The organism is Burkholderia sola, assembly GCF_905400185.1.
GTDB lineage: Bacteria > Pseudomonadota > Gammaproteobacteria > Burkholderiales > Burkholderiaceae > Burkholderia > Burkholderia sola.
In genome coordinates, this window is record NZ_FR989676.1 from 2,598,262 (window position 1) to 2,613,213 (window position 14,952).

A 14,952-nucleotide genomic window follows, 5' to 3' on the forward strand; every position below is an offset into this window, starting at 1 on the left:
ATTCGATGGTGCGGCGCATCGTGACCGGCGGAGCCGCGGATGCCCGTCCTCATCGGCTTTCCGCTCCGATATCGAATGCGCAATCGGAACGCATGCTGCGACAGCACATGAATCATGGGATCGACACGATATCGTTTGCGCGTTATGCAGCGTATGCTTCGTTATCCGCAACGAGCCGGCAGGATTGAATCGGACGAAGCAACAATGATATGGACGATGCGCGACGCTGCCCAACAGGCCGGTCGCGCATTTTTTCAGACAGAGTGCCTTTGAACGCGTCTGGCCGAAGTTGGCGGACGCGTATTTTTTGGCGGCAGGCACCGCCTAGCGGCGACTCTCCAGATACCGGCTCGGCGTGTCGCCCAGAATGCGGCGAAACGCCGACGTGAACGCACTCGCGCTCGCATAGCCGAGATCGAGCGCGACGCGCGTCACCGGCTGCCCGTCGGTCAGGCGGGCAATCGCCGCGAGCATGCACACCTGCTGGCGCCACGCGGCAAAACTCACGCCCGTCTGCGCGCGGAACTGCCGCGTGAACGTGCGCCGGCTCACGCCCGCGTCGGCCGCGACCCGGTCGAGATCGGCCGCGATCGACGGCGCCGCGAACAGGTGTCGGCACACCTTCGCCAGCCGCGCGTCGGCCGGCAGCGGCGCATGCAGCGACAGGCGCGGCATCGTCGCGATTTCGGCGACCAGCAGATCCATCAGCTTGCCCGCGCGGCCGTCGACGTCGTACATCGCCGGCAGGTCGACCGCATCGTCGAGCAGTTGCCGCAGCAGCGGCGACACGCCATACACGCCGCACTGCGCGGGCAGCCCGGCCGCCTGCGCGGCGTCCGCGGCCACGAACGCGTTGAGCATCGTGACCGGCCCGGTCATCGTCATTTCGTGCCGCACGCCGGCCGGCACCCAGCACGCGCGCTGCGGCGGCACCAGCCAGCGGCCGTGCGGCGTCGACACGCTGATCGTGCCGCGCGACGCGAACGCGAATTGTCCGCGCACGTGCGCGTGATCCGGAAACGTCGTGCCCCCCGCATAGTCGTTGGCGGTCACGACCACGCTCCGGGGAATGTGTTCGTAGGGATCTAGCTGCGTATTTCTCACGGCCCGAATTCCATCATCAATGACCCGATATCGAAGGCGGTCGCCTTCGAACGATCCACGACTCGCTCCACCGTTGCGCGACCTCGCGGCCAACACCCATCCGATGAACGAGACGCCGTTCTCGCCGGTTGCGGCAATGGAAGCATTCCTGCTCGCCGCGACGGTTGGCACCGTCGCGACCGGCTGACCGGCCGCGCACCGGCGGCGGCGTCGCGGCACGCATCACCGGAGCATGAACGACATCGCCGACAGGCTGTTCAGCGTGCGCACCACGTGCTCGACCGACGGCCCGTCGAAGCGCAGCGTCACCGCATCGACGCGCTCGAGCGACGGCAGCACGCAGAACAGGTCGGCGAGCGCGACCGTCTGCACGCGCAGCGTGCAAGCGGCCGGCGCGGGCCGATGCGCGCCTGCGCGCACGCCGGACGACAGCGCATGCGCGACCGTTTCCCGCGCGGCGGTCGCGATCCGCGCGCACGACGCCGACGGCGTCAGCGTCTCGCCGCTCGATGCGCCGCCGGCCGTCTTGACCGTCTCGAAACGCGCGTCCGGAAACAGCGGCTGCGTTTCCTCGGCGAATACGTCGTCGCCGGTCGCGAGCGCGACATGCGCGCCGTATTCGCGCGCCAGCGCGCCGTACAGCCCGGCTTCGCCGAGCTCGACGCCGTTCAGCCACACCTGCGTGAACGCAAAGCTGTTGATCGTGTGCGCGAGCACGCCGCGCGTCTGCGATTTCGCGTGATAGCCGATCATGAACACGAGATCGGGCTTCTGTTCGACGCCCGTCATCATCCCGAGCGTACGCGGCTTGCCGAGCACGACGCGCGCCCGCGCATCGAGCCCGTCGGGCAGCAGGTTGCGGAAGCCGCCATGCGAATCGTTGACCCAGACGGCCTGCGCGCCGCCCGCGAACGCGCCTTCGATCGCCGCGTTCGCCTCGGCGGTCATCCAGCGGCGCGCGCGCTCGTATTCCGGATTGCCGGCGCGCGTCTGCTCGGTCGCGAATACGCCGGCGACGCCCTCGATGTCGGTCGAGATCAGGATCTTCATGACAGGGTCGAACGTCCTTCGTTGTATTCGTTGAACCACCGGTCGAGATCGGGCACCGCGTCGCGCAGCGATGGCCGCACGTGGCCGTCGCGCCCGGCGACCGTTACCGCTTGCAGCAACGCGTCGGCGATCGCGTGCTCGACGCTTTCGGCCGCGGCCATGAACAGCGGATCGAGCGCCGCATCGGCCACGAGGGCCGGCAGCGCGATCGTCGATGCGTCAGGCGCGATCGTGTAGGCGGTCGAGAACGCGAGCGCGATGTCGCCGCTGCCATGCCCGTACACGGAACCGGTGCGGGCCAGCCCCGCCGCCGCGCGGCGCGCGAGCCGCGACAACTGCCGCGCGTCGAGCGGCGCGTCGGTCGCCAGCAACAGGATGATCGAGCCCTGCTCGGGCGGCGCCGCGTGCGCGGCGTCGGCCGCGCGCCGTTGCGCGACGACGCGGCCGAGCGGTACGCCGCCGAGCGTCAGCATCGGCAGCCGGCCGAAATTCGCGAGCACGAGCGCGCCGACCGTATAGGGGCGGCCGGCCGCGACGGCGACGCGCGACGCGGAACCGATCCCGCCTTTCAGGTCGAAGCACGACATCCCGCGCCCGGCGCCCACCGCCCCGCGTGCGACGTCGCGCGACGCCGCGCGGCACGCGTCGTCGTAATGCGCGGCGGTGACCGCGAACGCCTGGATGTCGTTCAGGTAACCGTCGTTGCACTCGAACACGAGCGGATTGACGGTCGGCCAGTCGCGGCCGATCCGCGGATTCGCGGCGATCGCCGCGCGGATCTGCGCCTCTGCGACCGCGCCGACGCCGAACGTATTGGTCAGCGCGATCGGCGTATCGAGCGTGCCGAGTTCGTCGACCTGCACGAGCCCGACGCTCTTGCCGAAACCGTTGATCACGGCCGCCCCCGCCGGCACCTTGCTGCGGTACACGTCGCCCGGATGCGGCTTCACGACGGTCACGCCCGTCTGCACGCTGCCGGTGTCGAGCGTGCAATGACCGACCATCACGCCCGGCACGTCGGCGATCGTGCCGCGCGGCCCGGCCGGCAGCGTCGCGGCCCACATCGGCGCAGCCTGCATCAACGGCGCTCCAGCTTCGGGTCGAGCGCGTCGCGCAGCCCGTCGCCGAGCAGGTTGAACGCGAGCACGGTCAGGAAGATCGCGAGGCTCGGGAACACCGCGATGTGCGGCGCCGTCACCATGTCCGCGCGCGCCTCGTTGAGCATCGCGCCCCACTCCGGCGTCGGCGGCTGCGCGCCGAGCCCGAGGAACGACAGGCTCGCGGCGGTGATGATCGACGTGCCGATCCGCATCGTGAAGTAGACGACGACCGACGACACGGTGCCCGGCAGGATGTGCCGCATGATGATCGTCCAGTCGGACGCGCCGATGCTGCGCGCGGCCTCGACGTAGGTCATGTGCTTGAGCATCAGCGTGTTGCCGCGCACGAGCCGCGCGAACGCCGGGATGCTGAAGATCGCGACCGCGCAGATCACGTTGACCATCCCGTTGCCGAGGATCGCGACCACGCCGATCGCGAGCAGGATGCCCGGGAACGCGAACAGCACGTCGGCGACGCGCATCGTGATGCGGTCCCACCAGCCTTCGTAATAGCCGGCGAGCAGCCCGAAGAACGTGCCGATCACCGCGCCGAGCGCCACCGAGAAGAAGCCGGCCGCGAGTGAGATGCGCGTGCCCGCGACGATCCGGCTGAAGATGTCGCGGCCGAGCGAATCGACGCCGAACCAGTGCACGGCCGACGGCCCCGCGTTCAGCGCGTCGTAGTCGAAATAGTTTTCCGGATCGAACGGCACGATGTGCGGGCCGACGAACGCGAGCACGACGAGCGCCAGCACGAAGCCGCCCGCAATGAGCGCAATGGTCTGCTTGCGGAACTTGCGCCAGAATTCGCGCCACGGCGTACGGATCGCGGTCGTTGCGGCCGGCGCCGCGGGCTGGACAGTCGCGTTCATGCGGGCCTCACTTGAACCGGATGGTCGGGTTGATGACCGCGTACAGCACGTCGACGGTCAGGTTGATCAGGATGAATTCCAGCGAGAACAGCAGCACGATCGCCTGGATCACCGGGTAGTCGCGCATCGTCACCGCGTCGACCAGCAGGCGCCCGAGCCCCGGCCAGTTGAACACGGCCTCGACGACGATCGAGCCGCCGAGCAGGAAGCCGAACTGCAGCCCCATCATCGTGACGACCGGGATCATCGCGTTGCGCAGGCAGTGCTTGAGCACGACCATCGGTTCATGCACGCCCTTCGCGCGCGCGGTGCGCACGAAATCCTCGTTCAGCACTTCGACGAACGACGCGCGCGTGAAGCGCGCCATCACCGCCGCGACCGCGGCGCCGAGCGTCAGCGACGGCAGCACGTAGCTCTTCCACGTGCCGTCCGGCACGACCGGCAGCCAGCCGAGCTTCACCGAGAAGATCTCCATCAGCAGCATGCCGAGCGCGAACGCAGGAAACGAGATGCCCGACACCGCGAGCGTCATGCCGAGCCGATCAGGCCAGCGATTGCGCCAGACCGCCGACGCAATGCCGATCGCCATCCCGAACGCCGTCGCCCAACCCATGCTGACGAGCGTCAACAGCAGCGTCGGCATGAAGCGCTCGCCGATCTCGGTCGATACCGGCCGCTTGCTGCGCGTCGACATCCCGAAATCGCCGTGCGCGATCTTCGCGAAGAAACGCGCGAACTGTGCGGGCAGCGGCCGGTCGAGCCCGAGATCGGCGCGCACGAGCGCGACGGTCGCCTCGTCGGCTTCGGGACCGGCCGCGAGCCGCGCCGGGTCGCCCGGCAGCAGATGCACGAACAGGAACACCAGCACCGCGACGATCGCGAGCGTGGGCAGCAGGCCGAACAGGCGTTTGACGAGGAAATTCAGCATGGGACACCGATCGAATCAGCGCACCGGCGGCCCGCGCCGCCGGCACTGCGTGGCGGGCAAGCCGCCGTCATTTCAGCGAGATCTCGTCGAAGTTGAACGAGCCGTCCGGCATCACGTACGCGCCCTGCAGCCGCTTGCTGCGCGCATACACGATCTTCTCCTGCACGAGGAAGATCCACGGCGCATCGGCCCAGATCTGCTTCTGCGCATCGGCGTACAGCTCGGCCTTCTTCGCGCGGTCGACCGTCTCCAGCGCCTTCGTCAGGTCGCCGTCCACCGTGTCGTTCTTGTAGTACGCGGTGTTGACCAGCTTCGGCGGCGCCGATGCGCCGGCCAGCAGCGGCGTGATCGCCCAGTTCGCTTCGCCGGTCGACGACGACCAGCCGATGTAGTACATCCGCACCGGCGCCTTCGCCGGATCCGGCGCGCTCTCGACCTTCGCGACGCGTTCGCCGGCCTCCAGCGCCTGCACCTGCACCTTCACGCCGACCTGCGCGAGCTGCTGCTGCACGAACTGGATCGCCTTCTGTGACGTCGAGTTGTTATACGCGGACCACAGCGTCGTCTCGAAACCGTTCGGATAGCCGGCTTCCTTCAGCAGCGCACGCGCCTTCGCCGGGTCGTACGGCCAGGGCCCGAGCTTCGTCGCGTAATCGACGCCCTGCGGCACCACGCCGGTCGACGGCGTCGCGAAGCCGGAGAACGCGACCTTCGCGAGCGCTTCCTTGTTCACCGCGTAGTTCAGCGCCTGGCGCACCTTCGGGTTGTCGAACGGCTTTTGCAGCATGTTCAGCGACACGTAGCGCTGCACGATCGACGGCCGCTCGACCACGTCGACCTTCGGGTTGCTCTTCAGGTCGGCCGCCTGTTCGAACGGAATGCGGAACGCGAAATCGGCTTCGCCCGTCTTCATCAGCGCCGCGCGCGTGTTGTTGTCGACCACCGGCTTCCAGTCGATCGCGTCGATCTTCGGATAGCCCTTCTTCCAGTAGCCGGCGAACTTCTTCACCTTCAGGTCGTCGGTCTGCTTCCATTCGACGAACTCGAACGGCCCGGTGCCGACCGGATGCAGCGCGATGTCGCGGCCCCACTTCTTCAGCGCGGCCGGCGAAATCATCACGGCCGACGGGTGCGCGAGCGTGTTGATGAACGCCGAGAACGGCTCGTGCAGCGTGACCTTCACGGTGGTCGGATCGACCACTTCGGTCTTCTCGATCACGCGGAACATGTTGTAGCGCTTCAGATGGTTCGCGGGATCGGTCACGCGGTCGAAGTTCGCCTTCACGGCCGCCGCGTTGAAATCGGTGCCGTCGTGGAACTTCACGCCCGAGCGCAGCTTGATCGTGTACGTCTTCGCGTCGGGGCTGGCTTCATAGCCGGTCGCGAGCACGTTGACGAGCTTCATGTCCTTGTCGAAGCCGAACAGCCCCTGGTAGAACGACTTGACGACCGCCTGCGACACCGTGTCGTTCGCGTCGTACGGGTCCATCGTCGTGAAGGTCGAATCCACCGCCATCACCGCGGTCTGCTGCGCGAACGCGGGCAGCGCGGCCGACAGCGCGAACGCGCCGGCGAGCGCGACGAAGCATGCGCGCGGACGAAACATCGGAAACGGATGCTGCTTGCTCATTTTGCTGGGCTCCTATCGGTGAATCGGTGACGCCTCACGGGCGTTTCGGTTTCGACTGCCTGCTGGTTCGCGCACCGTCATCGCGGCGCACGACGCCACTCCTCAATACGCGCCGCCCACGCGATGCGTCGCGACGTAATGATCGGGGCCGACCGCGACGAGCGGCGCGACGACCGGCTCGTCGCCGACCGCGCGGATCGGGCTCGGAATCTCGTCCGCCGCGAGCTGGCGCGGCGCATGCCGGCGCGCGGGGTCGGCCACCGGCACCGCGCTCATCAGCTTCTTCGTGTACGGATGCTGCGGCGCCTCGAACACCGCGCGGCGCGGGCCGATCTCGACGATCTGGCCCAGATACATCACCGCGACGCGATGGCTGACGCGCTCGACGACCGCCATGTCGTGCGAGATGAACAGGTACGCGACGCCGAGCTCGCGCTGCAGGTCGAGCATCAGGTTGACGATCTGCGCCTGCACCGACACGTCGAGCGCCGACACCGACTCGTCGGCGATCACGACCTTCGGATTCAGCGCGAGCGCACGCGCGATCGCGATCCGCTGGCGCTGGCCGCCCGAGAATTCGTGCGGATAGCGGCGCGCGGCATCCGGCGGCAGGCCGACCTTGTCGAGCAGCCAGTCGACGCGCGCCTGCGCTTCGCTGCCGCTCGCGACGCCGTGCACGAGCAGCGGCTCCATGATCGAGAAGCCGACGGTCAGGCGCGGGTTCAGCGACGCGAACGGGTCCTGGAAGATGAACTGGATGTTCCGACGCAGCGCCTGGAGGTCCGGGCCCTTCAGCGCGCTGATGTCGCGGCCGTCGAATTCGATCGAGCCGCTTTGCGATTCGACGAGACGCAGCAGCGAACGGCCGGTGGTCGACTTGCCGCAGCCCGATTCGCCGACGAGCGCGAGCGTCTCGCCCGCACGCAGCTCGAAGCTCACTCGCTCGACCGCATGCACGTATTGCGACACGCGGCCGAACACGCCGCTCTTCACCGGAAACCGCGTGACGAGATCGCGCACGCGCAGGATCGGCGGCGCGGCATGATCGACGGGCGGCTGCGCGTCGTTCGCCGCGGACGCCGTCGTCGCGGCCGTGGCCGTCGCGTTCGTGCCGTCCACCTTCAACAGCGGGAATTTCTCCGGTGCGTCGGTGCCCTGCATCGAGCCGAGCCGCGGCACGGCCGCGAGCAGCGCGCGCGTGTAGCGATGCGCGGGCGTCGCGAAGATGCGGTCCGACTCGCCCTCCTCGACCTTCTCGCCGCGATACATCACGAGCACGCGATCGGCCACTTCGGCCACCACGCCCATGTCGTGCGTGATGAAGATCACGCCCATGTTCATTTCGTCCTGCAGCCCGCGTACCAGTTGCAGGATCTGCGCCTGGATCGTCACGTCGAGCGCGGTCGTCGGCTCGTCGGCGATCAGCAGCGCGGGCCGGCACGACAACGCCATCGCGATCATCACGCGCTGTCGCATCCCGCCCGACAACTGGTGCGGATAGCGCGCGAACACGCGGCGCGCTTCCGGGATGCGCACGAGATCGAGCAGCCGCAGCGCTTCCGCGCGGGCTTCGGCCGCGCTCTTCGACTGGTGCAGCGCGATCGCCTCGCTGATCTGGTCGCCGACCGTAAACACCGGGTTCAGCGACGTCATCGGCTCCTGGAAGATCATCGCGATGTCCGCGCCGCGGATGCCGCGCATCGTCGCGGCGCTCGCCCGCGCGAGATCGACCAGCGCGCCGCCACGGCGCCGGAACGCGATCCGGCCGCTCGTGATCTCGCCGCCGCCGTGCTCGACGAGCCGCATCAGCGCGAGCGACGTGACCGACTTGCCCGAGCCCGATTCGCCGACGATCGCGAGCGTCTCGCCGCGATCGACGTGAAACGACACGTTGCGCACCGCGTCGAACGTCGCGTTTTCGCGGCGGAACGTGACCGACAGGTCGTCGACGGCCACCACGCGCTGCTCGGGCAACGTCAGGGGCGACGGGTTACGGCTCGAAGTCATGGCATCTCTCCTCGTGCGATCCGGAATCAGGCCGCATCGTCGCGGTAGATGCCGACGACCGGCGCTTCACCGACGCGCGCGTAGCCGCGGTACATCCCTTCGGTGTTGAACGGCATCGCGACGTTGCCGTGCGCATCGACCGCGATGATCCCGCCGCGGCCCGCGAGGCGCGGCAGCTTGTTCATCACGACGTCGTGCGCGGCGTCCGCGAGCGACGCGCCGCGATACGCGATCTGCGCGGCCACGTCATGCGCGGTCGCGAGCCGGATGAACATCTCGCCGGTGCCCGTCGCGGAGACGGCGCAGGTCGCGTCGTCCGCATAGCAGCCGGCGCCGATGATCGGCGAATCGCCGACGCGCCCCGGCTGCTTGTTCGTGATGCCGCCCGTCGACGTCGCCGCCGCGATATGGCCGTGCACGTCGCACGCGACCGCGCCGACCGTGCCGTGCTTGCGGTCCGGATCGAGCGGCTCGGCGGGTTGCGCGGCGCCGCCGAACGCGAAGCTGGCCGCATCGTGGTCGAGCATCATCCCGGCCGCCGCGCGCGCCTTGACCCACTGCGCATGCCGCGCTTCGGTGTCGAAGTAGCCGGGTTCCGCGAGTTCGAGCCCTTGCGCGGCTGCGAACGCATCGGCGCCCGCGCCGGCGAACAGCACGTGCTCGCTCGCCTCCATCACGCGCCGCGCGGCGAGCACCGGATTGCGTACGCGCGTCGCGCAGCAGATCGCGCCGGCGCCGAGCGTCGCGCCGTCCATGACCGCCGCGTCGAGTTCGTGCTTGCCTTCGGCCGTATAGACGGCGCCGCGCCCGGCGTTGAACAGCGGACAGTCCTCGAGCATGCGCACCGCGACGGTCACGGCGTCGAGCGCGCTGCCGCCGTCGGCCAGCACTTGCTGCGCGGCCTGCAGGATCGCGGTGAGTTCGGCGCGGTACCGACGTTCGGTGTCGGTATCCATCGCTTCGCGCAGGATCGTGCCTGCGCCGCCGTGAATCGCGACGATCGCGGGTGAAGTCATGATTTTTTCGGACGTGGGGAAGAAGGGTTGGCGGCCGGCAGCGCCGCTTGCGGCTGCACGAGCCACGGCAGCAGGAATTCAGTCATCTCGGCGGCGGATTTCGCGGACCGGTGCGTGCGCAGCGCGACCGCATCGATCAGCGCCTCGATCATCGTGAGCACGGCCGCTTCCGACGTGGCCGCGAAACGCCGCTCGGCCTTCACGTACAGGTTCAGCGACGCGATCGGCGCGAGCGGCGATTGCGGGCCGTCGGAGATGCCGAGCACGCGCGCGCCGCGCGCCGCCGCACGACGCGCCAGCTCGATCGTGTCCTTCACGTAGCGCGGAAACGCGAGCGCGATCACGAGATCGCGCGAATCGGCCGTGTACAGGCGTCGCGCCGCATGCGAAGGCCCGCCGAGCAGCGCGAGCGACTGCACGCTGTCATGGCAGACGGACAGGCCATGCTCGATCAGCCCGGCGAGGAACGCGCTCGACCCGGCGCCGAGAATCAGCACGCGCCGCGCGCCGACGATCGCCTCGACCGCCGCCTCGACATCGGCCGCGTCCAGTTGCGCGCGCGTGTTCTCGATGTTGGCGACAGCCTGGTCGAATACCGCATCGATCCAGACTGCGCCGCGTACGCCGGATTCCTGCTCCTGCGCGGAACGCAGCCGCTCGACCGGCCCGAGCGTGGCCTCGAAGCCGCGCACGAGCGCCGCACGCATCGCCGGATAGCCGTCGAAACCGAGCGCCTTCGCGAAGCGGTTCGCGGTCGCGATCGACGCATTCACGGCCTGCGCGAGCTCGTCGATCCGCATCGTCGCCGCGCGAAACGGGTTCGCGAGCACGAACTCGCCCATGCGCCGGTGAATCGGCGTCATCAACGGCATCGCCGACGCGATCCGCTCGGCGATCGCGGGTTCGTCGTGACTGACATCGGGCGGAACGAGAGGCGTCATGCGAAGGGTTGTTGCAAGGTTCGATGAAAATGAATTTACACAATCTCCCGACTGAAAAGAAATAAATTTCCATCAGGGTGTGTTGCGCCTCAACCGGCGTCCGTCGACCGTGCGGACGATCGTTCGGCCCCGCCCCACGGGCCTTTGACGGCCGATCGCCCTGCGTCGCCGCTCACGGTCGCCATCCGGTCATCGGGAAAACCCCGAGTACGTTCGTTCGAATGCAGATTCACGTTGACCGGATTCGCATTCGAACATAGGATGTTCGAAAATGATCAGTCGTCAGATAACATTGCAGATCTGTGACGACGAAATGTTCGCTCGAACACCGTGATTTCGATATGAACCGGCAAAAACCGGCGCGCATCAAGATCGGACATCGTACGAACCAAAACGAAACAAGCCATTCCGACGGATGGCCCTCATGGACCGGGCAGGCGCCGCGCGCCGCCCTCCCTGACAGGAGACAGCAGTGAAGACAGTCAAGGCGTTGCGCTGGTGGATCATCGTGCTCGTGTGTCTCGGCACGATCCTCAACTACCTCGCACGGAATTCCCTCGCGGTGCTCGCGCCCGAACTCAAGCAGGTGTTCGCGATCTCGACGCAGCAGTACTCGTACATCGTCGGCGCATTCCAGATCGGCTACACGATCATGCAGCCGGTGTGCGGCTTCATCGTCGACCTGATCGGGCTGCGGCTCGGCTTCGCGCTGTTCGCGATGCTGTGGTCGGTGGTCGGCGTCGCACACGGCTTCGCATCGGGCTGGCTGTCGCTCGGCATCCTGCGCGGCTTTCTGGGCCTGTTCGAGGCCGCCGCGATTCCGTCGGGGATGAAGGCCGTCGCCGAATGGTTTCCCGATCGCGAGAAATCCGTCGCGGTCGGCTACTTCAACGCGGGCACGTCGCTCGGCGCCGCGATCGCGCCGCCGCTCGTCGTGTTCATCTCGATGCGCTTCGGCTGGCAGGCCGCGTTCATGGTCACCGGCGCGCTCGGGTTCCTGTGGGCCGCGCTCTGGTACACGCAGTACCGGTCCCCGGCCGACCATCCGCGCCTCACGCCGCAGGAGCGCACGCTGATCCGCGACGGCCAGGCGACGATGCCGCCCGTGTCGAAGCGCCGCATCCGCGACGTCGTCACCGCGCGGCGCTTCTGGGCGATCGCGCTGCCGCGCTTCTTCGCGGAACCCGCGTGGCAGACCTTCAGCTTCTGGATTCCGCTGTACCTCGCGACCGAGCGCCACATGCCGCTCACGCAGATCGCGGTATTCGCGTGGATGCCGTTTCTCGCAGCCGACCTGGGCGGCATCGCGGGCGGCTACCTGTCGCCGTACCTCGCGAATCGCTTCAAGCTGCCGCTCGTGTGGTCGCGCGTCGCCGGCGTCGCGCTCGGCGCGGTGCTGATGCTCGGGCCGGCGACGATCGGGCTCGTGTCGTCGCCGTACACGGCGATTGCGCTGTTCTGCGTCGGCGGCTTCGCGCACCAGATGATCTCCGCGCTCGTCAACACGCTGTCGGCCGACGTGTTCGACCCCGAGGAAGTCGGCACCGCGAGCGGCTTCGCCGGGATGGCCGCGTGGATCGGCGGCCTCGGCTTCTCGCTGCTGGTCGGCGCGCTCGCCGACAAGATCGGCTATGCGCCGCTGTTCGCGTGCCTCGGGCTGTTCGACATCATCGGCGTCACGCTGCTCGCGCTGCTGATCCGCGGGCAGTCGAAGCAGGAACGCCTGCTCGCGCAGCACGCCTGACCTCCGTTTTCACCAGGAATCGCATTCATGACTTCGCTCCTTCATCCGCCCGTGTTCCGCGTCGCCAGCCACCACGCGAACCGCGTGTTGCTCGCGTCCGATACGGGCGCCACCGTCGAAATCTTCGTGCTCGAGGACGACATCGTGCGCGTGCGCGTGCTGCCCGACGCGACGGCGCGCACCCCGCGCACGTGGACGATCGCACCCGGTCTCGACGACGTGCCGCTCGACGGGCGCGACCGCCTCGACCTGAGCGGCTTCGCGCTGCCCCACTACGACTTCGTCGAAGACGACGACGGCGTGCGGATCGAAACCGCGCAGGTCCGGCTTACGGTGCGCCGGCGAGGCGGCCATTGCACGTGGTCGATGCGCGACGCGAACGGCGCATGGCGCGTCGCGCTCGCCGACCGCGCGACGCAGGCATACAACTTCGGCTGGTGGGACGATCGCGCGTATCACTACGTCGCCCGCGAGCGCGGCGACAAGGTGTTCGGCCTCGGCGAACGCGCGGGCGAACTCGACCGCACGGGCGCGCGCTTCGAGATGCGCAACATCGACGCGATGGGCTACAGCGCGAAAAGCACGGACCCGCTGTACAAGCACATCCCGTTCTACATCACGTGGTCGCCCGATGCGTGCCAGGGCTTCGGGCTGTTCTACGACACGCTGTCCGACTGCGTGTTCGACATGGGCCGCGAGCTCGACAACTATCACGGGCTCTATCGCTATTTCGTCGCCGAGCACGGCGATCTCGACTACTACTTCATCGCGTCGCCCGCGACGCCGCTCGCGGCCGCGCGACGCTTCACGTGGCTGACCGGGCGCCCCGCGCGCACGCCGAAATGGGGGCTCGGCTATTCGGGTTCGACGATGAGCTATACCGACGCGCCGGACGCGCAGCAGCAGATGAACCAGTTCGTCGAGCAGTGCGACGCGCACGACATCCTGTGCGATTCGTTCCACCTGTCGTCGGGCTATACGTCGATCGGCGCGAAGCGTTACGTGTTCAACTGGAACCGCGACAAGTTTCCGGATGCGAAAGGCTTCGTGCAGCACTATCGCGACCACGGCATCCGCCTGTGCGCGAACATCAAGCCGTGCCTGCTGCGCGACCATCCCGCCTTCGACGACGCCGCGCAGCGCGGGCTGCTGATCCGTTCCGCGTCGGGCGAGCCCGCATGGGTGCAGTTCTGGGACGAGGTCGGCGCGTACATCGACTTCACGCAGCCGGACGCCTACCGCTGGTGGCAGGAGCAGGTCACGTCGGCGCTGCTGGAATACGGGATCGAATCGACCTGGAACGACAACAACGAATACGAGATCTGGTCGCCCGACGCGATCGCGCACGGCTTCGGCCAGCCGTTTCCGGCGCGCGAAGCGAAGGTGCTGCAGACAATGCTGATGATGCGCGCGTCGCGCGACGCGCAGCGCGCGCATGCGCCGGCGCGGCGGCCGTTCCTCGTGTCGCGCTCCGGCGGCGCCGGCATGCAGCGTTACGTGCAGACGTGGTCCGGCGACAACACTACGTCGTGGGAAACGCTGCGCTACAACCTGAAGATGGGCCTTGGGCTCGCGCTGTCGGGCGTGTCGAACATCGGCCACGACATCGGCGGCTTCTCCGGCCCCGCGCCGTCGCCCGAATTGCTGCTGCGCTGGGTGCAGTTCGGCATCTTCATGCCGCGCTTCAGCATTCATTCGTGGAACGACGACGGCACCGTCAACGAACCGTGGATGTACCCGGAGATCACCGCGCAGGTCGCGTCGCTGATCAAGCAGCGCTACCGGCTGCTGCCGTACCTCTATCACCTGCTGTGGCTGTCGACGACGCGCTACGAGCCCGTGCTGCGGCCGACCCTCGCCGATTTCCCCGGCGATGCGCGCTGCTACGACGCGTGCGACGACATGATGCTCGGCGACGCGCTGCTGGTCGCACCGGTCGTCGATCCCGGCCGGACCGAACGCACGGTGTACCTGCCGTCGGGCGCACGCTGGACATGCTGTTCGAGCGCGCAGTCGTTCGACGGCGGCGCGAGCGTGACGCTGCCCGCGCCGCTCGACACGCCGGTGATGCTGCTGCGCGAAGGTCGCGTGCTGCCGTTGAACGTCGCCGACCAGCATTTCGGTGCGCGTGCCGACACGCGCGGCTTCGTCGTCGCACCGCGCATCGAAGACGGCGTCGCGTACGGCGAATGCGTCGAGGACGACGGCGAGACGGAAGCGTGGCGCGACGGCGAATACGGACTGTGGCGCATCGAGACCGGCCGCGAGGCGTCGGGCGAGCTCGGCGTGTCGGTCCGCTGGGACGGCCGCCCGGCGCGCCCGGCCGAGCGCGTCGAGATCCTGCTGCCCGCGTCGCTGCAAGGCCCGGTCGCCGTGCGCGGCGCGCGTGTCGAGCAGGATGCGGGGGACGGTGCGTGGCGCCGCCTCGTCGTCGCGTTCGACCACTGAACCACTGAAGCCAACCCGATCAGGCGGGCCGTTCGCGCGGCCCGCCGCCTGCCACAGAGGAGGCATTCAACCTCCCGCCCCTTGAAAAGATGAAGCACCCCGGAGATCGACA

Annotated in this window: 11 protein-coding genes; 2 read left to right on the forward strand and 9 right to left on the reverse strand. The window is 68.3% G+C overall.

The window, feature by feature from the left end:
* Positions 1-324 precede the first annotated feature (324 nt).
* The 9 genes from KR541_RS28035 to KR541_RS28075 form a co-directional block, all read right to left on the reverse strand.
* Positions 325-1,104 carry an AraC family transcriptional regulator gene (locus KR541_RS28035; RefSeq protein WP_050010830.1) on the reverse strand — a complete coding sequence of 260 codons (780 nt, stop codon included), beginning with the start codon at positions 1,102-1,104 and terminating at the stop codon, positions 325-327.
* Between the two features lie 222 nt (positions 1,105-1,326).
* Positions 1,327-2,154, reverse strand: coding sequence for a M55 family metallopeptidase (locus KR541_RS28040; protein WP_050010829.1), 828 nt, complete (start codon positions 2,152-2,154; stop codon positions 1,327-1,329).
* Positions 2,151-3,233, reverse strand: coding sequence for a DmpA family aminopeptidase (locus KR541_RS28045; protein ID WP_050010828.1), 1,083 nt, complete (start codon positions 3,231-3,233; stop codon positions 2,151-2,153). Before KR541_RS28045 ends, KR541_RS28040 begins: the two co-directional genes overlap by 4 nt.
* Entirely contained in the window at positions 3,233-4,126 is an 894-nt protein-coding gene (gene gsiD / locus KR541_RS28050) for a glutathione ABC transporter permease GsiD (RefSeq protein ID WP_050010827.1), read from the reverse strand. The genes KR541_RS28045 and gsiD overlap by 1 nt, the downstream gene beginning before the upstream one ends.
* A gap of 7 nt (positions 4,127-4,133) precedes the next feature.
* A complete protein-coding gene (gsiC, locus tag KR541_RS28055; protein ID WP_050010825.1) occupies positions 4,134-5,054 on the reverse strand; it encodes a glutathione ABC transporter permease GsiC in 921 nt (306 codons plus the stop codon).
* Positions 5,055-5,121: 67 nt separating this feature from the next.
* The gene (gene gsiB, locus KR541_RS28060; RefSeq protein ID WP_089489285.1) at positions 5,122-6,684 is read right to left on the reverse strand and encodes a glutathione ABC transporter substrate-binding protein GsiB; all 1,563 of its coding nucleotides are present in this window, start codon (positions 6,682-6,684) and stop codon (positions 5,122-5,124) included.
* Between the two features lie 102 nt (positions 6,685-6,786).
* Positions 6,787-8,691, reverse strand: coding sequence for a dipeptide ABC transporter ATP-binding protein (locus KR541_RS28065; protein ID WP_089489284.1), 1,905 nt, complete (start codon positions 8,689-8,691; stop codon positions 6,787-6,789).
* A gap of 26 nt (positions 8,692-8,717) precedes the next feature.
* Complete coding sequence (locus KR541_RS28070; protein WP_089489283.1) at positions 8,718-9,707, reverse strand: isoaspartyl peptidase/L-asparaginase family protein; 990 nt, start codon at positions 9,705-9,707, stop codon at positions 8,718-8,720.
* Entirely contained in the window at positions 9,704-10,648 is a 945-nt protein-coding gene (locus KR541_RS28075) for a MurR/RpiR family transcriptional regulator (RefSeq protein ID WP_089489282.1), read from the reverse strand. The genes KR541_RS28070 and KR541_RS28075 overlap by 4 nt, the downstream gene beginning before the upstream one ends.
* A gap of 472 nt (positions 10,649-11,120) precedes the next feature.
* Here KR541_RS28075 and KR541_RS28080 point away from each other — a divergent pair, with 472 nt between their 5' ends.
* Together KR541_RS28080 and KR541_RS28085 are read left to right on the forward strand one after the other, a co-directional pair.
* Positions 11,121-12,392: an MFS transporter gene (locus tag KR541_RS28080; RefSeq protein ID WP_050010817.1), complete on the forward strand. Its 1,272-nt coding sequence runs from the start codon at positions 11,121-11,123 to the stop codon at positions 12,390-12,392.
* Between the two features lie 27 nt (positions 12,393-12,419).
* On the forward strand, positions 12,420-14,840 hold the full coding sequence (locus KR541_RS28085; RefSeq protein ID WP_050010816.1) for a glycoside hydrolase family 31 protein: 2,421 nt from the start codon (positions 12,420-12,422) through the stop codon (positions 14,838-14,840).
* Positions 14,841-14,952 lie beyond the last annotated feature (112 nt).